This window comes from Hydrogenophaga taeniospiralis CCUG 15921, assembly GCF_001592305.1.
GTDB classification, from domain to species: Bacteria; Pseudomonadota; Gammaproteobacteria; order Burkholderiales; family Burkholderiaceae_C; genus Hydrogenophaga; species Hydrogenophaga taeniospiralis.
In genome coordinates, this window is record NZ_BCWR01000022.1 from 51793 (window position 1) to 74887 (window position 23095).

The 23095-nt window shown below is 68.4% G+C and carries 15 protein-coding genes and 1 tRNA gene; 5 read left to right on the plus strand and 11 right to left on the minus strand.

Annotation, left to right across the window (positions count from 1 at the left end):
• Positions 1-74: 74 nt before the first annotated feature.
• From clpX to HTA01S_RS22775, 11 genes are all read right to left on the minus strand, one after another.
• Positions 75-1340, minus strand: coding sequence for an ATP-dependent Clp protease ATP-binding subunit ClpX (gene clpX / locus HTA01S_RS22725; RefSeq protein WP_068175604.1), 1266 nt, complete (start codon positions 1338-1340; stop codon positions 75-77).
• Between the two features lie 149 nt (positions 1341-1489).
• Positions 1490-2110, minus strand: a complete 621-nt coding sequence (clpP, locus tag HTA01S_RS22730) for an ATP-dependent Clp endopeptidase proteolytic subunit ClpP (RefSeq protein ID WP_068175607.1) — start codon at positions 2108-2110, stop codon at positions 1490-1492.
• Between the two features lie 222 nt (positions 2111-2332).
• Positions 2333-3643, minus strand: a complete 1311-nt coding sequence (gene tig / locus HTA01S_RS22735; RefSeq protein ID WP_068175611.1) for a trigger factor — start codon at positions 3641-3643, stop codon at positions 2333-2335.
• A 72-nt stretch (positions 3644-3715) separates the two neighbouring features.
• Positions 3716-3802, minus strand: a tRNA-Leu gene (locus HTA01S_RS22740).
• A 111-nt stretch (positions 3803-3913) separates the two neighbouring features.
• Entirely contained in the window at positions 3914-4558 is a 645-nt protein-coding gene (locus HTA01S_RS22745) for an aspartate/glutamate racemase family protein (RefSeq protein WP_068175614.1), read from the minus strand.
• Positions 4555-7152 (minus strand): TRAP transporter permease, encoded by a 2598-nt coding sequence (locus tag HTA01S_RS22750; RefSeq protein ID WP_068175617.1) that lies wholly within the window; start codon positions 7150-7152, stop codon positions 4555-4557. The genes HTA01S_RS22745 and HTA01S_RS22750 overlap by 4 nt, the downstream gene beginning before the upstream one ends.
• Positions 7153-7254: 102 nt before the next feature.
• The gene (locus HTA01S_RS22755; RefSeq protein ID WP_068175621.1) at positions 7255-8241 is read right to left on the minus strand and encodes a TAXI family TRAP transporter solute-binding subunit; all 987 of its coding nucleotides are present in this window, start codon (positions 8239-8241) and stop codon (positions 7255-7257) included.
• A gap of 180 nt (positions 8242-8421) precedes the next feature.
• Positions 8422-9810, minus strand: a complete 1389-nt coding sequence (locus HTA01S_RS22760; protein ID WP_068175624.1) for an aspartate aminotransferase family protein — start codon at positions 9808-9810, stop codon at positions 8422-8424.
• 42 nt (positions 9811-9852) lie between these two features.
• Positions 9853-10743 carry a MurR/RpiR family transcriptional regulator gene (locus HTA01S_RS22765; protein WP_068175627.1) on the minus strand — a complete coding sequence of 297 codons (891 nt, stop codon included), beginning with the start codon at positions 10741-10743 and terminating at the stop codon, positions 9853-9855.
• 150 nt (positions 10744-10893) lie between these two features.
• Positions 10894-14061: an efflux RND transporter permease subunit gene (locus tag HTA01S_RS22770; RefSeq protein WP_068175630.1), complete on the minus strand. Its 3168-nt coding sequence runs from the start codon at positions 14059-14061 to the stop codon at positions 10894-10896.
• Between the two features lie 8 nt (positions 14062-14069).
• On the minus strand, positions 14070-15191 hold the full coding sequence (locus HTA01S_RS22775; protein WP_068175633.1) for an efflux RND transporter periplasmic adaptor subunit: 1122 nt from the start codon (positions 15189-15191) through the stop codon (positions 14070-14072).
• A gap of 246 nt (positions 15192-15437) precedes the next feature.
• Between HTA01S_RS22775 and hpnC the strand changes: the two genes are divergently transcribed.
• From hpnC to hpnE, 5 genes are all read left to right on the plus strand, one after another.
• Positions 15438-16370, plus strand: a complete 933-nt coding sequence (gene hpnC, locus HTA01S_RS22780) for a squalene synthase HpnC (RefSeq protein ID WP_084236490.1) — start codon at positions 15438-15440, stop codon at positions 16368-16370.
• Positions 16371-16438: 68 nt separating this feature from the next.
• A complete protein-coding gene (locus HTA01S_RS22785; RefSeq protein WP_068175637.1) occupies positions 16439-17560 on the plus strand; it encodes an efflux RND transporter periplasmic adaptor subunit in 1122 nt (373 codons plus the stop codon).
• A 13-nt stretch (positions 17561-17573) separates the two neighbouring features.
• Positions 17574-20738, plus strand: a complete 3165-nt coding sequence (locus HTA01S_RS22790; protein WP_068175641.1) for an efflux RND transporter permease subunit — start codon at positions 17574-17576, stop codon at positions 20736-20738.
• 61 nt (positions 20739-20799) lie between these two features.
• Positions 20800-21666 (plus strand): presqualene diphosphate synthase HpnD, encoded by an 867-nt coding sequence (gene hpnD / locus HTA01S_RS22795; RefSeq protein WP_068175644.1) that lies wholly within the window; start codon positions 20800-20802, stop codon positions 21664-21666.
• Between the two features lie 40 nt (positions 21667-21706).
• A complete protein-coding gene (gene hpnE, locus HTA01S_RS22800; protein ID WP_068175752.1) occupies positions 21707-23077 on the plus strand; it encodes a hydroxysqualene dehydroxylase HpnE in 1371 nt (456 codons plus the stop codon).
• Positions 23078-23095 lie beyond the last annotated feature (18 nt).

Below are 23095 nucleotides of genomic sequence, written 5' to 3' on the forward strand. Positions count from 1 at the left end.
GGGGTTGATGCGGGCGATATCAACCGGACGCATCGTCAACTTCGGCACGCACTCGCATCGCGTGCAGGCAGCGTTCAAGCCTGCTTGGCCGCTTCGCGGTACACCAGCAGCGGTGGCTTGTTCTCTTCGATGGTGGACTCGTCCACCACCACCTTCTCCACATTGCTCATGCTTGGCAGATCAAACATGGTGTCGATCAGCGCGTTTTCCAGTATCGAGCGCAGGCCACGGGCGCCGGTCTTGCGCGCCAGCGCCTTGCGGGCAATCGCCTTGAGCGCCGCCGGACGCACTTCCAGTTCAGCACCTTCCATGGACAGCAGCCGCGAAAACTGTTTGACCACGGCGTTCTTGGGTTCGGTCAGGATCTCGACCAGCGCATCCTCGCTGAGTTCGGACAGCGCAGCGATCACCGGCACACGCCCCACGAGCTCCGGGATCAGACCAAACTTGATCAGATCCTCGGGCTCGATTTCCTTGAACGCCTCGGTCAGGCTACGCTGCTTCTTGCTTTTGACCACGGCACCGAAACCAATGCCCGAGGCCTCGGTACGGTTTTCAATGATCTTCTCCAGCCCGGCGAAAGCACCACCACAGATGAACAGAATGTTGGTCGTGTCGACCTGCAGGAAATCCTGGTTCGGGTGTTTGCGTCCGCCCTGGGGTGGCACCGATGCCATGGTGCCTTCGATGAGTTTGAGCAGGGCCTGCTGCACACCCTCGCCCGACACGTCGCGGGTGATGGACGGGTTGTCGGACTTGCGGGTGATCTTGTCGATCTCATCGATGTAGACGATGCCCTGCTGCGCGCGTTCGACGTCGTAGTTGCAGCTCTGCAGCAGCTTGGCCACGATGTTTTCCACGTCTTCGCCCACATAACCGGCTTCGGTCAGCGTGGTGGCGTCGGCCATGACGAAGGGCACATTGAGCATGCGCGCCATGGTCTGGGCCAGCAGCGTCTTGCCCGAACCGGTGGGGCCGATCAGCAGGATGTTGCTCTTGGCCAGTTCCACATCGTCCTTGCGGGCGTTCTGCTTGTGGCGCAGGCGCTTGTAGTGGTTGTACACCGCCACCGCCAGCGCACGTTTGGCGCCTTCCTGCCCGATCACGTAGTTGTCGAGATTGCTCTTGAGTTCGGCGGGCGTGGGCACGTCATCCCCGGAGGCCTTGACCGACTCCAGGCCGGGCAGCTCGTCGCGGATGATGTCGTTGCACAGGTCGATGCACTCGTCGCAAATGAACACCGAGGGGCCGGCGATCAGCTTCTTGACCTCGTGCTGGCTCTTACCGCAAAACGAGCAGTAGAGCGCCTTTTCACTGGAGGTGGCTTTTTTGTCGGCCATGGGTCTGGGGTTCCGGAATACGAGGGGAGTTCAATGACAACAATGATAGTTCAAGCCCGCCAGGGGCCAAACGCTGGAAAAGGGGGCCGAATCGGTGCCGGTCTGCCAGACCAGGGGACACAAACCCGTACCGCCCCGCTCCAGAAACATCAGGAGGCTGCCCCCGGGCGCTTGTCGATGACCTTGTCGATCAGCCCGTATTCGGCCGACTCGGCCGCCGACAGGTAGTAGTCGCGTTCGGTGTCGCGCTCGATCTTTTCCAGCGGCTGGCCGGTGCGTTCGGCCAGGATCTTGTTGAGTTGCTCGCGCGTTTTCAGGATTTCGCGGGCATGGATCTCGATCTCGGTGGCCTGACCCTGGGTGCCGCCCAGCGGCTGGTGGATCATGACCTTGGAGTTGGGCAGCGCAAAGCGCTTGCCCTTGGCACCCGCGGCCAGCAGGAAAGCGCCCATGCTCGCGGCCATGCCGATGCACAGCGTGGACACGTCGGACTTGATGAAGTTCATGGTGTCGAAGATCGCCATGCCGGCGCTCACCGATCCACCGGGCGAGTTGATGTAGAAGGAAATGTCCTTGTCCGGGTTTTCGCTTTCCAGGAACAGCAACTGGGCCACCACCAGGTTGGCCGACTGGTCGTTGACCGGGCCCACCAGAAAGATGACGCGCTCCTTGAGCAGGCGCGAATAGATGTCGTAGGCGCGTTCGCCGCGACCCGACTGTTCGATCACCATGGGCACCATGCCCAAGCCTTGAATATCCATTGCGCTCATGCGTTTCTCCATGTATTGATGTATCGCCATGCCACTACTGTAACCAACCCGCCAAACCCGCCACACGGTTGCGGGCATGGCCCAGTCATGCATATGGCGTGCCCGACGAAAAAGGCAAGCGGGCGGGCATGAAAAAGGGCGGATTTCTCCGCCCTTTTTTCACACCCCATTGTCCCGGACGGCGACCAAAGTCGCGCGACCGATCCCAGAGGGGAGAACCGTTCAGGCCTGGCCCATCAGTTCGTCGAAGCTGATCGCCTTCTCGGTGACCTTGGCCTTGGACAACACGAATTCGGTCACGTTGTTCTCGACCACGATGCCTTCGACTTCGGCCATGCGGCGGTTGTCGCCGGTGTACCAGCGCACCACGTCGGCGGGCTTCTCATAGGAGGCGGCCAGCTCTTCGATATGGGCCTTGAGCTGCTCGGGCTTGGCGTGCAATTCGTTGGCGCGGACCAGCTCGGCCACCACGAGGCCCAGGCGCACGCGGCGCTCGGCCTGCGGACGGAACAGCTCTTCGGGGATCGGCGCCTTGTCGGCGTCTTTCACACCGCGCTGCTTGAGGTCGGCACGGGCGCCTTCGATCAGGCGGTCGAGTTCGGACTGCACCACCGACTTGGGCAGGTCCAGTTCGGCCTTGGCCACCAGCGCGTCCATCACGGCCTGCTTGTTGCGGGACAGCAGACGGAACTTGACCTCACGCTCCAGGTTCTTCTTGATGTCGGCACGCAGGCCGTCCACCGTGCCGTCGGCGATGCCAAGCGACTTGGCCAGGGCCTCGTCCACTTCGGGCAGATGGGCGGCTTCGATCTTGTTGACCGTTACCAGGAAGTCGGCCGTCTTGCCGGCCACGTCCTTGCCGTGGTAGTCCTCGGGAAAGGCCAGCGGGAAGGTCTTGGACTCGCCGGACTTCATGCCGCGCACGGCGTCTTCGAATTCCTTGAGCATCTGGCCGTCGCCGACGATGAACTGGAAGCCTTCGGCCTTGCCACCTTCAAAGGCTTCGCCGTCGATCTTGCCGGCAAAGTCGATGGTGACGCGGTCGCCGTCCTGGGCGGCCTGGTCCTGCGCGCGCTGCGCGAAGGTGCGGCGCTGCTTGCGCAAGATGTCCAGCGTGCGGTCGATGGCGGCATCGGTCACTTCGGCCGACACTTTTTCGATCTCGGCGGTGGACAGGTCTTCGATCTTGACTTCCGGGTACACCTCGAAGACCGCATCAAAGGCCAGCTGGCCTTCGGGCGCTTCTTCCTTTTCGGTGATCTTGGGCTGACCGGCCACGCGCAGCTTGGCTTCGTTGGCGGCCACGGCAAACGCCTCGCCCACCTTTTCGTTCATGACTTCGTAGTGCACCGAGTAGCCATAACGCTGGGCCACCACGTTCATCGGCACCTTGCCCGGACGGAAGCCGTCCATCTTGACGTCGCGCGCCACACGCTTGAGGCGGTTGGTCACCTCGGTCTGGATGACATTGGCTGGCAGCGTCAGCGTGATCTTGCGCTCAAGCTTTTCCAGGGTTTCAACGGTCACGGTCATGGTTTTCTCCAAAAGGGAAGTCGGTCAACCAGCCTGTCTGGCTCACCGGTGGAAATGCGTCTGTCTGAGCTGTGGTGCGCGGGGGGGGACTCGAACCCCCACACCATTGCTGGCGTCAGGACCTAAACCTGGTGCGTCTACCAATTTCGCCACCCGCGCGCCTTCATGTCATGCGGCCCGGTCACAGGGCTTTGCTCACCTTGTGCACCGGGTCGTCTGCTTCACGGCAACCTTAGATTGTAGCCGCTGCAGCTCCCGGGCCCGGAGGATTCAGGCCCCGAGCCGTTGGCGCAATGCCCGCACGGCGCTGCCCGGTGTGGTGAGCACCGGCAACCCCACCGCCCGTTGCACCACCGGCTGGGCGCGCGCCATGCTGAACTGGGCCAGCGCGATCAGGTCGCAACCCTGCCCGGCCAGCCATTGCGCGGCCTCGACGACCCGCTGGTCATGCCCGGCAAGGTCCCCCCGGTTCAGTGCGTCCAGCGCGCCCTCGGCGAGACGGGTCACGAGTTCGACCCTTTCCGGGAACTCGGGCGGCATGGACACCAGGGTGGGTGCGAACGAGGCGATCAACCCGATGCGCCGGCCCAGACCCACCGCCTCGTCCACCATGGCCTCGTTCGGTTTGAGCACCGGCATGTGTGGCCGGCGCGCCGCCACCGCCTCAATGCAAGGGCCGAACGCCGAGCAGGTGAACAGGATGGCCTGCGCCCCGGTGCCCTCGGCATAGGCCGCGAGCGCCTCGAACCGCCGGTGCATGGCCTCGTCCAGCCCCCCACCGTCGCGGGCCAGATCGGCCGACAGGCTGTCGTCCAGCAGGTTCATGCGTACCGCCTCGGGCCAGGCGCGTTCCAGCTCGTCGTTGATCGGCGCGACCGAATGCGACAGCGCGTGGATCAGCGCCAGACGGGTCACGCACGGCTCCCGGCAGCGGCTCCAACCCCTGCCTTGCGGGGCAGGCGCAGGCGCTGCAGGCCCATGACCAGCAACAGCAGTGCCAGCGCTGGCAGGAACAGCCATTCCTTGGCCGGGCGCTCGGCCGGCACCTCGGCGGACACGATGCGAAAGCCCTGTTCGATACCCAGCTTCTCGGCCGCGCTGCCGAACTTCACCCCCGAGATCAACAGCTCATCCCCCTGCGCAACCACGCTCACGCCAGCGCTGGCCAGCCGCTCGCGGGCGGATGCGGGCGCTCCCAGCGGCAGCAGCACGCCTTTGCGAACGTCATCGCCGTTGAGGTTGGTCCCTTCGATCCAGAGGCGCTTGGCCGCGTTGGCGGGCGCCTCTTCGATCAGGCGGCTCATCTGCGCCGCCGGCACCTCGTTGTAGGGCGGGTAGACCATGTCCCACCAGTAGCCGGGGCGGAACAGGGTGAATGTGATGAGCAGCAGCGCTGCGGTTTCGTACCAGCGCGAACGAACCAGGAAATGGCCCTGTGTGGCGGCGGCGAACACCAGCATGGCCACGGTGGCGCTGACCACCGTGAGGATCAGGTGGAACGGCCCGGTCAACCCCATCAGCAGCAACTGGGTGTTGAAGATGAAGAGAAAGGGCAGGATGGCCGTGCGCATGCTGTAGGCGAAGGCCGTGATGCCGGTCTTGATGGGGTCGGCGCGCGCGATGGCGGCGGCCGCGAACGAGGCCAGCCCCACGGGCGGCGTCACGTCGGCCATGAGGCCGAAATAGAACACGAACAGGTGAACGGCGATCAGCGGCACGATCAGGCCGCTCTGCGCGCCCAGCTCCACCACGACCGGGGCCATCAGCGTGGAGACCACGATGTAGTTGGCCGTGGTGGGCAGCCCCATGCCCAGGATCAGGCTGATGAGTGCCACCAGCACCAGCATGAGCATGAGGTTGCCGCCCGAGAGCAGTTCCACCAGTTCGGTCATGACCAGGCCCACGCCGGTGAGCGACACCGTGCCCACGATGATGCCAGCCGCGGCCGTGGCCACCCCGATGCCGATCATGTTGCGAGCGCCCGTGGCCAGGCCGTCGATCAGGTCGGCAAAACCCTGCCGGGTCGCCTGCGCCAGACCACCATGCCCGCGGAACGCGGCGGAGATGGGCTTTTGCGTGAGCATCACGAAGATCATGAACAGCGTGGCCCAGAAGGCCGAAAGACCGGGCGACATCTGTTCGACCATCAGGCACCAGATCAGCACCACCACCGCCAGCAGGTAGTGCAGGCCCGACTTCACGGTGGGGGCGGTCTCGGGCAGTTCGAACACTGGGGCGTTCGGGTCGTCGAGTTCCAGCACCGGCTGCCTCGCCCCGAACCACAACAGGCCCACGTAAGCGGCCAGTAGGCCCGCCCCCACGATCCAGATCGCGGCGTCGCCGGCCACGGACTTGATCCAGCCGATGCCCCAGTACACCGCGCCCGAGAGCGCCAGGAAGCCGGCGACCGTGAGAGCGAAGGCCAGCAGCCGTGACCCATGGGTGCCCGGGTTGCGCCGCGGCAGGCCGACCATGTTGGCCTTGAGCGCTTCCAGGTGCACGATGTACAGCAGTGCGATGTAGGAAATGATGGCCGGCAGGAAGGCGTGCTTCATGACCTCGATGTAGGGAATGCCCACGTACTCCACCATCAGGAAGGCGGCCGCCCCCATCACTGGCGGCATGATCTGGCCGTTGACCGAGCTCGACACCTCCACCGCGCCGGCCTGGTCGGCGCGGTAGCCCACCCGCTTCATGAGCGGAATGGTGAAGGTCCCGGTGGTCACCACGTTGGCGATTGACGAGCCCGAGATGATGCCGGTGGCTGCCGAGGACAGCACCGCCGCCTTGGCGGGCCCGCCCCGCATGTGGCCCAGCAGCGCAAAGGCCGACTTGATGAAATAGTTGCCCGCCCCCGCCTTGTCCAGCAGCGCGCCGAACAGTACGAACAGGAAGATGAAGCTGCTGGACACGCCCAGCGCCACGCCGAACACACCCTCGGTGGTCAGCCACTGGTGGCTCATGGCGCGGTTCAGCGAGAAGCCCCGGTGCGCGATCATGTCGGGCATGTAGGGCCCGCCAAAGGTGTAGATCAGGAACACCAGCGCCACGATCACCATGGGCAGCCCCAGCACGCGCCGCGTGGCTTCGAGCAGTAGCGCCATGCCCACCGCGGCGGTGATGACGTCCATCTGGGTCGGCTGGCCGGGCCGGGTCGCGAGCTCGCTGTAGAACAGGAACAGATAGGACGCGCAGAACGCCCCCACGAAAGCCAGCGCCCAGTCGATCAGCGGCACATGGTCCCGCGGCGAACGCCTGAACGCCGGATAGGCCATGTAGGACAGGAAAACCGCGAACGCGAGGTGGATGGCGCGGGTCTCGGTGTCGTTGAACACCAGGACACCCAGGCTGAACGGCAGCGGCGAGGCGATCCAGAGCTGGAACAGCGACCAGGCCAGCGCCAGGTACAACAGCAGGCGGCTCACCCAGGGGCCGGGTGCGCGGCCGCCCGTGTCGGTGTCGGCCACCAGCTGGTTGACGTCCACATCGGGGGCGGTGGGTGTGTTCATGGGTTCCTCCACTGTCGATGGATGGCGACACCAAAGAACGCTGACGTGTCAGCGTTCTTTGGCGCGCGTCAGCTGCTCAAGACCTCGGCCCTCGGGCGGGCCTCACATCCAGCCTTTTTCCTTGTAGTACTTCACCGCACCGGGGTGCAGCGGAGCCGACAGGCCATCCTTGATCATGCTTTTGGGATCGAGCGCGACGAAGGCGGGGTGCAGCTTCTTGAACTCCTCGAAGTTCTCGAACACGGCCTTGACCAGTTCGTACACCGCCGCATCAGGCACCTTGGACGAGGTCACGAACGAGGCGAGCACGCCGTAGGTGGGCGTCGGGTTCGGGTGTCCGGCGTACAGGCCGCCGGGAATGTTGACCTTGGCGTAGTAGCTGTTGGCCTTGACCAGTTTGTCCACAGCCGGGCCGGTCAGGGGCACCAGCTTGGCGCCGCAGGTGGTGATCGGGTCCTGGATGTTGGCGCTGGGGTGGCCCACACCGTAGAAGAAGGCGTCGATCTTGTTGTCGCACAGGGCGGCGCCGTGTTCGTCGGCCTTGAGCTCGGCGGCCAGGCCGAAGTCGGAGGTCTTCCAGCCCATGGCGGTGAGCAGTTCGTCCATGGCCGCGCGGGTGCCCGAGCCGGGGTTGCCGATGTTGAAGCGCTTGCCCTTCAGATCGTCGAACTTGGCGATGTTGGCTTCCTTGCGCGAGAGCACGGTAAAGGGCTCGGGGTGGATGGAGAACACCGCGCGCAGGTCGGTGTGTTTGCCGTCTTTCTCGAACTGCTTGGTGCCGTTGAAGGCGTTGTACTGCACGTCCGACTGCGACACGCCGAAGTCGAGCTCACCGGCTTTGATGGTGTTGATGTTCACCACGGAGCCGCCCGTGGATTCCACCGAGCAGCGAAAGCCGTGTTTGGCGCGGTCCTTGTTGACCAGGCGGCAGATGGCGCCGCCAGCCGCGTAGTACACGCCGGTCACGCCGCCGGTGCCGATGGTCATGAACTTCTGCTGGGCGTGCACGGCACCCAGGGGGGCCGACAGCGCCATGGCGACGGCCACGAGCGAGAGACGGGATGCGGGGAATGTCAGACGGGTTTGCATGCGGACTCCTTGGGTGATGAAACAAAAAAAGGCTTGTGGCCCAGGTGGATGTCCCGACCGGTTCGGATCACCGGGCGGAAGGACTCGCGACGAACAAAGACAAAGGCTGCCCCGGCGGGCACAGCGTACCCATCGGGTTTAACCATGGTGGAAGCAATGCCGATGGTTCACCCATCCGGCTCATCGGGCAAGGGCCGCGGCACCGCAGCCCGCCACGGCCCGGTCCAGCGCCGCGCGCAGGCGCTCGACGATCTCGCCCAGATCGGCCTCGCTGGCAATGAACGGGGGCGCCAGCAGGATGTGGTCGCCGCAGCGGCCGTCCACCGTGCCGCCCATGGGGTAGACCATCAGGCCACCGGCCATGGCCTCGCTCTTGACCCGCGCATGCAAGCGGAGCGCGGGATCGAACCAGCGCTTCGAGCCGCGTTCGGCCACCAGTTCGAGGCCCCAGAACAGGCCACGCCCGCGGATGTCGCCCACCTGCGGATGCCCGGCGAAAGCCTGTTGCAGCAAGGCCTGCAGCGCCGCCCCGCGCTCGCGCACTTGCGCGAGCAGGCCGTCGCGCTGGATCACGCGCTGCACCGCCAGCGCCGCGGCGCAGGCCACCGCATGGCCGAGGTAGGTGTGCCCATGCTGAAACAGCCCGCTTCCCTGGCGAAAGGCCCCCACCACCCTGCCCTGCGCCAGCACCGCGCCAATCGGCTGGTAGCCGCCGCCCAGGCCTTTGGCGATGGTCATCAGATCGGGCACCACGCCCTCCTGCTCACAGGCGTGCAGCGTGCCGGTGCGGCCCATGCCGCACATCACCTCGTCCAGGATCAGCAGGATGCCGTGGCGGTCGCAGAGTTCACGCACCCCCTTGAAATAACCCGGCACCGCCGTGAGCACGCCGGCCGTGGCACCACCCACGGTCTCGGCCACGAAGGCCATCACGTTCTGCGGCCCCAGGCGTTCGATGGCCTCGGACAACTCGGCCACCAGGCGCTGGCCGTACTGCTCGGCGCTCTCATCAGCTCGCCGGTCGCGGTACTCGTAGCACGGCGCCACGTGCGTCACGTCGATCAGCAGCGGCTGGAACTGCTCGCGCCGCCAGGCGTTGCCACCCACGGCCAGCGCGCCCAGGGTGTTGCCGTGGTAGCTCTGGCGCCGGGCGATGAAGTGGCGGCGCTGGGGTTGGCCGATCTCCACGAAATACTGGCGCGCCATCTTCAGCGCCGCCTCCACCGCCTCGGAGCCGCCGCTCACGAAATACACATGGCTCATGCCGGCGGGCGCGGTGTCGATCAGCAGGTCGGCCAGTTCCTCGGCCACCCCGGTGGTGAAGAAGCTGGTGTGGGCGTAGGTCAGGCGATCGATCTGCGCGTGCATCGCCGCCCGCACCTCGGGATGGCCATGGCCCAGGCAAGAGACGGCCGCGCCGCCGCATGCGTCCAGGTAGGTCTTGCCGCTGGCGTCGGTGAGCGTCATACCCTGGCCGCTCACCGCCACGGGCAGGCCGTGGCGCAATTGGCGGTGGAACACATGGGTGGCGTCCTGCGCCACGGTGGCGGGAGATGAGAGCGTGTTCATGACATAGTGGCCGTGTGCTGGAAAAGACGGTGCTGAAGAGCTTCAGGCGGTCGCCCGGCCCATGGCGGGAGGCGATGGTCGAACCGGCTTGTCCCAGTAGACGTGGGCCGCCTGCAACTGCTGCTGGCGCGCCGCCAGGCGCTGCACGACGGCGTCGCCACCCTGCTGCGCCACCGCGTCCATCAAGGCCTCGGCCAGCGCCTGGGCGCCGGTCATGGAATGGAAAAACGCGGGCGACGCGGTGTCGAACAGCAGGGTCTGCGTGGCCGCCCGCGCCAGCGGCGACAGGGCGCTGTCGGTCAGCGCCAGCACCGGCACCCCGCTGGCCTGGGCGTGCAGCACCGCATCCACCGTCAGCACCGTGTAGGGCGCCTGGCTCACGGCCACCAGCAGATCATCGGCACCGAGCGCGGCCAGCCGGTCGGCCCAGGCACCGCCCGGGTCGGTCGCCAGCTGGGTGCCTGGGCGCAGCCAGTCGCAGGTGTAGTGCAGGTGGTAGGCGATGCCGAAACTGGCACGCAACCCCAGGAACAGCACGTGGCGCGCCCGCAGGATGCGCGCCGCCGCGTCCAGCAGGTGGCCCGCCGGGTTGCGTTCGCCGATGGACGCCACGTTGGCCCGCTGCGCCCGGGCCAGCGGGCTGGCCGCAGCATCGGCGCCACCGGGTTCCACCGGCGCCTGGGCGCGCGACACCGAGCGCGCGAACGCCGCCATGGCCGGGCGGCGCATGGCCTCGAAGCCATCGAGCCCGAGCGCCTGGGCCAGGCGCGTCATGGTGGCGGGCGACACGTTCGCCGCCTGGGCCGACTGCCGCATCGACTGCAGCCCCAGCTCGGCCGGGTGTTTGCGCACCCAGCGCGCCGCGCGCTGCAGTTCGGGGCTCAGGGCGTCAAAGCGTTGGTCCAGCAGGTGGGTGAGCTGGCGGTATGGCATGGGAAGGACGATGAATTTGAAACATTTGAATCATAAAAATGATAATGAAACAAATGAATCATGTCCATCCCTTGATCTCCGGCCCCCCAAAAAAACCCGCCATGCCTCCCGAGAAGCATGGCGGGTCCAGAACCTCGGCCGCAGCGCTGCTCAGGCCGGGCGGGGTTCTTCGCGCCGGACGCGGAACCAGGCCGCGTACATCGCCGGCAGCGCCAGCAGAGTGAGCACGGTCGCCACGATCAGGCCACCCATGATGGCCACCGCCATCGGGCCCCAGAACACGCTGCGCGAGAGCGGGATCATGGCCAGCACGGCGGCGGCCGCGGTCAGCACGATGGGGCGCGCGCGACGCACGGCGGCCTCCACGATCGCGTCCCAGGCCGGCACGCCACGCGCGCGGTCCTGCTCGATCTGGTCGATCAGGATCACCGAGTTGCGCTGGATCATGCCCATGAGCGCGATCACGCCGAGCAGGGCCACGAAGCCGAACGGCCGGCCCAGCAGCAGCAGCGCGCCGGCCACGCCGGCCATGCCCAGCGGGCCGGTCAGGAACACCAGCAACGAGCGACTGAAGCTCTGCAGCTGCAGCATCAGCAGCGTGAAGGTGATGAACAGCATGATGGGAATGCCGGCGGCGATCGACGACGAACCCTTGCTGCTTTCCTCCACCGCGCCGGCCACCTCCACGCGGTAGCCGTTCAGGCCCCGCTGGGTCCAGCCCTCGCCGATCTGCTTGAGCTGCGGCAGCAGCTCGGCCGTGACGGTGGCCCCCTGCAGGCCTTCGACCACGTCGCTCTGCACCGTGATGGCGAAGTCGCGGTTTTCGCGCCAGATCACGCCGGGCTCCCAGCCAAACACCGGGCGCGCGATCTGCAGCAGCGGAATGCTCTTGCCGCTGGCCGTGGGCAGGTAGGCGTTGCCCAGGCTGGTGATGGCGTCGCGCTCGTGCAGCGGCTGGCGCAGCACGATGTCGATCAACTTGTCGCCATCGCGGTACTGGCCCACCGTGCTGCCACTGAGGATGGTGCGCGAGGCCTGCGCGATGGACTCGCTGGACACCCCGAGCGCGCGCGCCTTGGCCTGGTCCACGTCCAGACGCAGCACTTTGACCGACTCGTTCCAGTTGTCGTTCACGCCCCGGGTGTGCGGGTTGTCGCGCAGCGCCTGCTTGACCTCGTCGGCCAGGCCACGCAGCACCGCCGGGTCGTCGCCGACCACGCGGAACTGCACCGGGTACGGCACCGGGGGCCCGTTGGGCAGCAGCTTGACGCGTCCGCGCACCTCGGGGAATTCGGTCGCCAGCAGGGCCGGCAGGGCCTGGCGCAGGCGCTCGCGCGTCTTCAGGTCCTGCGGCAATACGATGAGCTGGGACACATTGGTCTGCGGGAAGGTCTGGTCCAGCGGCAGGTAAAAGCGCGGCACACCCGATCCCACCCAGGTGCTCACGCTCTTGACACCGGGCTCGGCGGTCATGCGGGCCTCGATGCGGCGCGTGACCTCGCCGTTTGTGGCGATGCTGCTGCCTTCGGGCAGCCACACGTCCACCAGGATTTCGGGACGGCTCGAATCCGGGAAGAACTGCTGCTGCACCTGGCCCATGCCCACGATGCCCAGCACGAAGGTGCCGATGGTCAGGCCGATGGTGATCCAGCGGTGCTGCACGCACCAGTTCACCAACCGCCGAAAGCGCACATAGAACGGCCCGTCAAACACCTCGTGCGCCGGCCCCACATGGGCTTTGACCTTGAGCAGGCGCACGCCCAGGTAGGGCACGAACATCACCGCCACGATCCAGGAGATCACCAGCGCGATCACCGTCACCGCGAAGATCGCGAAGGTGTATTCGCCCACGGCCGAGTTCGCCATGCCGATGGGCAGGAAACCCGTGGCCGTGATCAGCGTGCCGGTGAGCATGGGCATGGCGGTGGCGTCCCAGGTGAAGGTCGCGGCCCGCGCCATGCTGTAGCCCTCTTCCAGTTTGCGCACCATCATCTCCACCGCGATGATGGCGTCGTCCACCAGCAGGCCCAGCGCGATGATGAGCGAGCCCAGCGAGATCTTGTGCAGGCCGATGTTCCAGTACCGCATTGCCAGGAAGGTGATGGCCAGCACCAGCGGAATGGTGATGAACACCACCAGGCCGGGCCGCACGTCCAGCACGAAGCTGCGCAGGCCCCGGCCCCCTGCGCGCCGGTGCAGGCCCAGCGCCAGGAAGCTCACCGCCAGCACGATCACCACCGCCTCGATCAGCACCTTGACGAACTCGTTGACCGAGTTGGTCACCGCGCTCGGCTGGTCCTGCACCTGCACCAGCGCCATGCCCGCGGGCAGCTCGCGTTCGATGTCGGTCACGGCCAGCTTGAGCGCCTCACCCAGCGCGATGATGTCGCCGCCCTTGGCCATGGAGATGCCCAGGGCGATGCTGTCCTGGCCGTTGTGGCGCACCATCACCTGCGGCGGGTCCACGTAGCCCAGGTGGATGTCGGCGATGTCTCCGAGCCGGATCTGGGTGCCGTTGGCGGCGCGGATGGGCATGGCGCGCAGTTGCTCCACCGACTGGAAGGCGCCACCCACGCGCACCTGCAGCACGTCGTGCGGCGCCTGCACGGTGCCGGCGGATTCGATGGCGTTTTGCTGCCCCAGCGCGGCCAGCACCTGCTGCATATCCAGCCCCAGGGTGGCCACGCGCTGGTGCGAGATTTCAACGTAGAGCTTCTCGTCCTGCGCGCCAAAGAGTTCAACCTTGTTGACGTCTTTCACGCGCAGCAGTTTCTGGCGCACCCGGTCGGCCACCTGTTTCTTGTCGGCCGGCGAAAACCCCTCGCCCTGCAGTGCGTAGATGACCCCGAAGACGTCGCCGAACTCGTCGTTGAAGAACGGCCCGGCCACACCCTGCGGCAGCGTGCCGCGCATGTCGCCCACCTTCTTGCGCGCCGTGTACCAGATCTGCGGCACCTCGGCCGGCGGGGAGGAGTCCTTGAGCTGGAACAGGATGAGCGCTTCGCCCGGCTTGGAATAGCTGCGGATCTTGTCCGCGTAAGGCACTTCCTGCAGCGTCTTTTCGATCCGGTCGGCCACCTGCTCGGCCACCTGTTCGGCGGTCGCGCCCGGCCAGTAGGCCCGCACCACCATGGCGCGGAAGGTGAACGGCGGGTCTTCGTCCTGGCCGAGTTGGAAGTAGGCCGCCACGCCCAGCAGCATCAGCACGATCATCAGGTAGCGCGTGAAAGCCTGGTGGTCCAGCGCCCATTGCGAGAGGTTGAAACGCGACACCCAGGAGCTCGCGCCGTCGGTGGGGGTTGGGGGAGTGGTTTGCATGGGGCCGCTCACTGGACTCGGGCGCCGGTGAAACGCGTGACCTTCTGGCCCGGCGACAACACGTGCACCCCGGCGGCCACCACCTCGTCGCCCGGCTTCAGGCCGGCCGCGATCACCACCTCGTTGCCATCGGCACCGGCCACCGCCACCGGGCGCACCCGCACCGTGCTGCTGGCGGCGTCAAACAGCCACACCGCGCTGCCCTGTTTGTCGCCTTCGGTGGAGCGCATCAGCGCGCTGGTCGGCAGCTTGATGGCCGCCGGCGCCGGGCCCTGCCCGCTGGCGGCCAGCGTCACGTGGGCGGTGGCACCCAGCGGCGCCTGCGCGTCGGCCGGCAGCGAGAGCTTGACCTGGTAGGTACGGGTGGCCGGGTCGGCGCTGGCCGCCACTTCGCGCACCTCGGCGGTCAGCGTGGCGTCGGCCGGGGCCGCGCCGGTTGCTGCCGAACGCCACAGGCGCACCTGCGCGGTCTGGCCGCGGCGCACCTGCGCCAACTGGTCTTCGGGCACGGCGAACACCACGTCGCGGGCGCCGTCGCGCGCGATGCGCACCACCGGCGCGCCCGCGGCCACCACCTGGCCGGCCTCGGCCTCCACCGCCACCACCACGCCAGCGCCATCGGCCAGCAGCCGGGCGTACCCGGCCTGGTTGCCCTGCACCGCGCCCTGGGCCCGGGCCTGGCGCAGGCTGGCCTCGGCCGCCTGCAGCGTGGCCTGGCGGCGCTCGATTTCCGCGCCACTCACAAAACCCTGCGCCTTCAGATCGGTGAACCGCTTCAGATCGGCCGCCGCCAGATCGCGCTGGGTCTGCGCCGCGCTCACCTGCGCCTGGGCCGCCTGGCTGGCCAGCGCCAGGTCGCTCGCATCCAGCTGGGCCAGCAACTGACCGGCCTGCACCCGTTGCCCGACCTCGGCCGGGCGCTGCACCAGCTTGCCCCCCACCCGGAAGCCCAGCCGCGACTCCACCCGCGCCTTGACTTCACCCGCGTACTCGCTGCGGGCGTTCACCACACCCGCGCTGACGGTCATCAATTTGACGGAACGGATGGGTGCCTGCGGCGCCTCGGGCCGCGAACAGGCCGACAGCACCAGGGCTGCGGTCACGATGAGGGCAAAGTGCGGTGTTTTCATGGTCGGACTGGGCGTGCGAAGGTGGAACTGGCCGGTGAACTGCGGGGAAAACGGGCGGCCGAATACACGGCCTGGCCCGGATTCTACTAATGACTGACCGGTTAGTAATAAAAATTGTAGTTCAATGCAGGGGCTCTCGCACCCCCTTCGGGCCCGCCACGATGCCCGAAACAGGTCTTCTGTGAAATAAACCGCTGCTCAATCCTGCAACGCCACCGTCTTCCCCAGGCGGCACACTCCGAATCCATGTCTCCTTCCCACCCGGTCAGCCCCACGCCCTCCCCGACGCCCCCCACCACCAGCGAGGTCGCCCCGCTGACCGCCGGCGTGGGGCACTACGAAAACTTCCCCGTGGCGTCGTGGCTGTGCCCGCCGCGCCTGCGCCCGGCCGTGATGGCGATCTACCACTTCGCCCGCACGGCCGACGACCTCGCCGACGAGGGCGACGCCAGCGCGGAGCAGCGCCTGGCCGAGCTGGCAGCGTTCCGACAGGCGCTCGATGCCTGTCTGGCCGCCCCGTCGGGCGCCCCCACCAACGGGCGCTGGCCCCACATCTTCGGCCCGCTGGGCCGGGCGATGCGCGAACACGCCCTGCCCGGCGCGCTGCTGCACGACCTGATCAGCGCGTTTGAGCAGGATGTGCGCCACACCGCCAGCGGCCACCGCTACGCCAGCACCGCCGAGCTGCTCGACTACTGCCGCCTCTCGGCCAACCCGGTGGGCCGCCTGCTGCTGCACCTCTACGGCATCAGCGACCCAGCCTCGCTGCAGCACAGCGACCAGATATGCAGCGCCCTGCAGCTCATCAACTTCTGGCAGGACCTGAGCGTGGACCTGCCGCGCGGGCGCCACTACCTGCCGGCCGACGCTCTGCAGCGCCATGCGCTGGGCATCGAGGATTTCCTGCCCGGCGCAGCGGCCGCAGCGCAAGGCAGCCCCTGCGCGCAACAGGCGCTGGTCAGCGAACTCTGCGCCCAGGCCCGTGGGCTGATGCAGATGGGAGCCCCGCTGGTGCACCGCGTGCCCGGGCGCGCCGGCTGGGAGCTGCGCCTGGTGGTGCAAGGCGGCCTGCGCATCCTGGACGCCATCGCCGAGCGGGAGTACCGCAGCTGGCAGACCCGCCCCAAGCTGGGCCGCGCCGACCTGCCCCGGTTGATCTGGCGCGCTTTGTGGATGTAAAAACCACCCTTTTTGGCCCGCGCCGCGCCCCTCACTCCCCCACAAAAATGATCCCTCAGGAAGCCACCATGCCCGCCAGCACCACCCACCCCACCCCTCTGCACCACGCGCCGGCCCTGGCCGCGCTGCTGCTGGGCCTGGCCTGTGCCAGCGCCCTTGCCCAGGGCAGCACCCCGGCCCCGGCCAACTCTCCCGCCCCGTCGGCACCGGCGCGCGCCCGGGTGGACGTGGCCCGGCTCGACAGCGTGTGGCTGCGGCCCGAGCGCGAAGCACCGGCCAGCGTGGTGGCGCGCAACGAATCGCGGCTCGCGGCCGAAGTCGCTGGCACGCTGCAGCGCTGGACCGCCGACGTGGGCGCGCAGGTCGCGCGCGGGCAGGTGCTGGCGCAGATCGACCCGGTGGACCACCAGTTGGCCGTGCAGCGCGCCCAGGCCGCGCTGGACGCCTCCACCGCACGGCTGAAACTGGCCCAGGCGCAGTTGCAACGCTCGCGCGAGCTGGTGGCGCAGGGCTTTTTCTCGCAGGAAGCGCTGGCCCAACGCGAAACCGAGGTCGCGCTGGTGCAGACCGAGGTCAGCGCCAACCGCGCCCAGCTCGCCACCGCGCAGCGCCAGCGGGCCAAGACCACGCTGCGCGCGCCGTTCGCGGGCAGCGTGAAGGAGCGGCTGGCGCAGACTGGCGAAGCGGTCTCGCCCGGCAGCGTGCTGTATGTGCTGAGCGAATCGGGCGCGGCCGAACTGCAGGCCACGCTCAGCCCGGCCGACGTGCCCGGGCTGCGCGCGGCCAAGGCCCTGCGCTTCGAGGCACAGGGGCAGCAGCACGCGGCGCGGCTGCTGCGCGTAGGCAGCACCCTCAGCGCGTCGGCCCGCACGCAGACCGCGCGCCTGGCCTTCGAGCCCGGCGCCGCCGCGCCCGCGGCGGGCACCAGCGGCACCCTGCGCTGGCAGGAAGAGCAGCCCCATCTGCCACCGGCCCTCATGGTGCGCCGCGGTTCCGTGCAGGGGGTGTTCGTGCAGCAGGGCACGGGTGCCCAGGCCAGCGCGCGCTTCGTGCCGCTGCCCGGTGCCCAGGAAGGCCGCGCCAGCGCGGTCGCCCTGAACCCCGACACGCCAGTGATCGTGCGTGGCCAGGCCGCGCTGCAGCACGGCCAGCCGATCGAGCCGCAGGCGGCCAGCGGCGCGCCGAAATGAGCCGGGGCGCCCCATGAACTTCCTGCGCTCCCTCTTCACCAACCACCCGCTGGCCAACATCGCCTTCGTGGTCGTGCTGCTGCTCGGGCTGGTCAGCTACAACACCATGCCCCGCGAGCAGGACCCGGAGATCAACTTCAACTGGGTCAGCGTCTCGGCCGTGCTGCCCGGCGCCAGCGCCGAAGAGGTGGAACGCCTGGTCACCAACCCGCTGGAAGACGGCATCAAGGGCGTGGCCGACGTGCGCTTCGTGGTCTCCAACTCGCGCGAGAACATCGCCAGCCTGCTGGTGCGCTTTCGCGAGGTCAACGAACGCACCTTCGACAAGCGCATGGCCGACCTGCGGCGCGAAATCCAGAACAAGGCGTCGAGCGAGCTGCCGCGCGAGGCCAAGGACCCGATGATCCTGGAGATCACCACCAGCAACGGCTTCCCCACCGCCGCGCTGATGCTGACCGGCCAGGCCGACGACGAGACCCTGCGCCTGAACGCGCGGCGCATCAAGGGCGATCTGGAGCGCATCGCCGGCGTGGACCAGGTCTACGCCTCCGGGCTGCGCGAGCCCGAACTGCTCGTGAGCCCGAACGCCCAGGCGCTCGCCGCGCGCGGCCTGCTCGCCTCCGACGTGGCCGACGCGGTGTCGGCTTGGTGGCGCGACACCTCCGGCGGCACGCTCAAGACGCGCAACGGCGCCTGGTCCATCAGCGTCAAGGGCGTGCTCACCGACCCGCAGGCGCTCGTTGGCCTGCCCGTGGTCTCGGCCACGCGCCCCGGCGTCTCGGCCCGGCTGGGCGAGGTCGCGCGCATCGAGCGCGCGCGCGCACCGGCCGCGCAGTACGCCGCCACCGAGGGGCACCACGCGGTGTCGCTCGCGGTCACCAAGAAGTCGCGCACCAACACGTTGGAACTGGTGGACCGGCTCAAGGCCTTCATCGAAGCCCAGAACCCGGTGCTCGCCGCCTCCGGCCTGCAGTTGGCGCTGACCGACGACCAGACCGTGCCCACGCGCGAGGCCATCGGCGTGATGCAGACCAACGCGCTGTACGGCGTGATCATGGTGCTGGCCGTGTGCTGGCTGTTCCTGGGCTGGCGCATCGGTGTGCTGGTGGCCGCGGGCATCCCGTTTTCGCTCATGGGCACTTTCGCCGTGCTCGACGCCCTGGGCCACACGGTCAATGTCTCGGTGCTGCTGGGTGTGGTGATCGCGCTGGGCATGCTGGTGGACGACGCGGTGGTGGTGGTCGAATCCATCTACTACCGCATGCAGCGCGGCCAGGAGGCCCTGAGCGCCAGCCTGGACGCGATTGTTGAAGTGTGGAAACCGGTGGTGGCCTCGGTGGCCACCACCATGGCGGCGTTTCTGCCGCTCATGCTGCTACCCGGCATCGTGGGCAAATTCATGTTCGTGATCCCCTTCGTGGTCACGCTGGCGCTGCTGATCTCGCTGGTTGAGGCGTTCTGGATGATGCCGGTCCACGTGAGCGCCATCGGCCTGCGCTTTGACCAGCGCTCGCGCGTGCAGGCCTGGCGCGAACGCTTCAACCGCGGCATCCGCCTGCGCTATGGCCAGGCGCTGGCATACGTGCTGCGCCGCCCCAGGCGCTTCGCGCTGCTCAGCACCGCGGCCGTGGTGGCGGCGGTGGTGCTGCTCGTCGTCGGCGTGATCCGGGTGCAGTTCTTCGCCTTCGACCCGATCCGCGCGTTCTACGTCAACGTGGACATGCCCCAGACCGCGTCGCTGGAGGACACGCTGGCCGAGACCCAGCGCGTGGAGGCCGTGGTGCGCCAGCAGCTGCGCAGCGTCGGGCCAGAGGGTGAAGCGCGCGCCGTGACCTCCGTCGCCGGGCTCAAGTTCACCGACACCGAACCGGTCTACGGCGATGTCTATGGCCAGGTGTTCGTCTCGCTCAACCCGCGCACCGACGACGCGCGCGAGGTCACCGAGGTGGTCGACGGCATGCGCCAGACCATCGAGGGCATGGGCGGCCCGGGCCGCAAGAGCTTCACCGTGCTCGCGGGTGGCCCGCCCGCGGGCAAGGCCATCAGTGTGAAGGTGCGCGCGGACGACTTCGAGCAGATCCAGCGCGCGGCCGATGCGCTCAAAACCATCGTGGCGGCCATACCCGGCGCCAAGGACGTGCAGGACGACAACCAGCCCGGCCGCGCCCAGCTGCAGCTGCGGCTGGACCACGACGCCGTGCGCGACGCCGGCCTGAACGCTGCCCAGGTGGCGCGCCTGGTGCGCCTGGCGGTGGACGGCGAGGTGGTGGCCTTCACCCGCATCGAAGGCGACAAGATCGAGCTGCGCGTGCGCTCCGACCAGGCCCTGCGCGATGGCGAGCAGTTGCGCACCGACCCGGCCAGCCTGCTGGACGAGCCGGTCGCCCTGCCCAACGGCCAGACCACGCGGCTGGGCGCGCTGGTGCAGGTCCAGGTCGAGCCCGGGCGGGGCTTCATCCGCCACTACAACCTGCGCCGCACCATCACGGTCGAGGCCAACCTCGACAAGGAGATCACCGACACCAAGGTGGCCAACGACGCCATCAAGGCCGGCTGGGAAGCCATCCGCGTGCAGCACCCGGGGGTGGATCTGGACTTCTCGGGCGAGCTCGAAGACATCGAAGAGAGCCTGGCCGCCATGCAGGTGCTGTTCCTGCTGGGGCTGGGCCTGATCTACCTGATCCTGGCGGCGCAGTTCAAGAGCTACTGGCAGCCGCTCATGATCCTGGTGACCGTGCCGCTGGCCTTCACCGGCGTGGCCTACGGGCTGGCCATCTCGAACAACCCGCTCTCGCTCTACACGCTCTACGGCGTGATCGCGCTCACCGGCATCGCGGTGAACTCGGCCATCGTGCTGATCGACGCGGCCAACGACCGCCTGGAGCGCGGCATGAGCACCATCCACGCCATCGTGCAGGCGGCGCGCCGCCGGGTGGTGCCCATTCTGATCACCACCACGACCACCATCGGCGGCCTGTTCTCGCTGGCCTTCGGCATTGGCGGCCACAGCCTGCTCTGGGGCCCGGTGGCGGCCAGCATCGTCTGGGGGCTGGCCTTCTCCACCGTGCTGACGCTGTTCGTGGTGCCCATGCTGTACCTGGCGTTCATGCGCGGGCGCGGCCGGGCGCACCAGCCGCAGCGCCGCCGGTGGTGGCGCCGGCGCACGGCCCCTGCATGAGCGCCGCCCGGCCGGAGCGATGGCGCGCCTGTTTACACTCAGGCAACCTTGCCCCGAGCCCATGACCCCTCAAGACTACGTCCAGCAAAAAGCCGCTGCCTCGGGCAGCAGCTTCTATTACGCCTTCCTCTTCCTGCCGCCGGAGCGGCGCGCCGCGATCACGGCCTTCTACGCCTTCTGCCGCGAGGTGGACGACGTGGTTGACGAGGTGAGCGACCCGGGCGTGGCGCAGAACAAGCTGGTCTGGTGGCAGCACGAAGTGGCCCAGTCCTTTGCGGGCCAGGCCCAGCACCCGGTGATGCGCGCGCTGATGCCGCTGGCTGCGGACTTCGGCATCGAAGCCCGCCACCTGCTCGCCGTCATCGACGGCTGCCAGATGGACCTGGACCAGAACCGCTACCTCGACTTCGCCAACCTGCAGCGCTACTGCCATTTGGTGGCCGGCGTGGTGGGAGAAGTCGCCGCCGGCATCTTTGGCCAGACGCAGGCGCAGACCACCGCCTACGCGCACCAGCTCGGGCTGGCGTTCCAGCTCACCAACATCATCCGCGACGTGGGCGAAGACGCGGCACGCGGGCGCATCTACCTGCCCGTCAACGAACTGCAGCGCTTCGACGTGAAGGCGCACGAGCTGCTCAAGCGCGGCGCGGCGCCCGGCACCGACGTGGAAGACTTCCAGCGCCGCTTCCGCGCGCTGATGCAGTTCCAGTGCGAACGCGCCCTCAAGACCTACGACGACGCCCTGGCCCTGCTGCCCGAAGCCGACCGCCGTGCGCAGAAACCGGGCTTGATGATGGCCAGCATCTACCGCACCCTGCTGCGGGAGATTGCCGCCGACCCGCTGCTGGTGCTGACCCAGCGCGTGAACCTGACGCCGCTGCGCAAGTTCTGGCTGGCGTGGAAGGTGCAAGCGCTGGGGCGCTTGTGAACGTGGCCCCCACGCTCCGCCGCTGCGCGGGATGCGCGAAGTGAAGCTGGCGATCGTCGGCGCGGGCTGGGCCGGCTTGGCCGCCGCCGTGGCGGCGGCCGAAGCGGGCGTGGGCGTGACCGTGTTCGAAGCCAGCCGTGCGCTGGGTGGCCGGGCCCGGGCGCTGCAGGTACAGCGGCCCGACGGCGTGCCGCTCACGCTGGACAACGGACAACACATCCTGATCGGCGCCTACAGCCAGACCCTGGCGCTGATGCAGCGCGTGGGCAACGATCCGGCGCAGGCGCTGCTGTGCCTTCCGCTGGCCCTGCCCTACCCCGACGGCAGCGGCCTGCAGACCCCCGCCTGGGCTGCGCGCTGGCCCGCGCCCCTCGATGCCCTGGCCGCCATCGCCACCGCGCGCGGCTGGCGCTGGAGCGAACGGCTGGCACTGATCCGTGCCTCGCTGGGCTGGCAGGCCACAGGCTTCGTCTGCGCGCCCTCACTGACCGTGGCCGCACTGTGCGCCCGGCTGCCCGCGCGCGTGATGGACGAGCTGATCGAACCGCTGTGCGTCTCGGCCCTGAACCTGCCGGCCCGCGACGCCAGCGCGCAGGTGTTCCTGCGGGTCATGCGCGACGCTTTGTTCGGCCGGGGCTTTGGCGGCTGGGCCGCGTCGAGCCTGCTGCTGCCGCGCACCGATCTCTGCACCCTGTTTCCGCAAGCCGCCGCGCGCTGGCTTCAGACGCGGCATGCGGCCACCGCCAGGATCATCGAAGGCGCCCGCGTGCTGGGCCTGCACCACCAGGGGCCCGGCTGGCGCCTAAGCGGCCAGCGCCAGGGCGAGGCTTTCGACCAAACCTTTGACCACGTGATCTGGGCCACCGCCGCCGGCCCGGCCGCGCAGGCCATGGCGCAGACCGCGGCGCACACGCCCGATGCCGACACCGCCGACCGGCTGCGCACCTGGGCCCACGACGCCGCGGCGCTCGACTTCACCGCCATCACCACCGTCTACGCCTGGGCACCGGGCGCTCGCCTGGCCGCGCCCATGCTCGCGCTGCGCGCCGAGCCCGATGCCCACGCGGCCCCGGCCCAGTTCGTGTTCGACCGCGGCCAGCTCGCCCCGCAGGACCCGGCCGCGCAGGGCGTGCTGGCATTCGTGATCAGCGCCAGCGAGGGCGAGCGCGACGAGCTGCAGGCGCGCGTGTTGCAGCAGGCGGCGCGCCAGCTCGGTCTGGGCGGCCTGCAGCCGATCCAGACCGTGGTGGAAAAGCGCGCCACCTTCGCCTGCACCGCGGGCCTGCGGCGCCCGGCGCAAGCCATCGCGCCGGGCCTGTGGGCGGCCGGCGACTACGTGGACGGACCGTACCCGGCCACGCTGGAAGGCGCCGTGCGCAGCGGTCTGGCGGCGGTGGCGCGGGTCTTCTGATACCGGTTTGACGCCTGG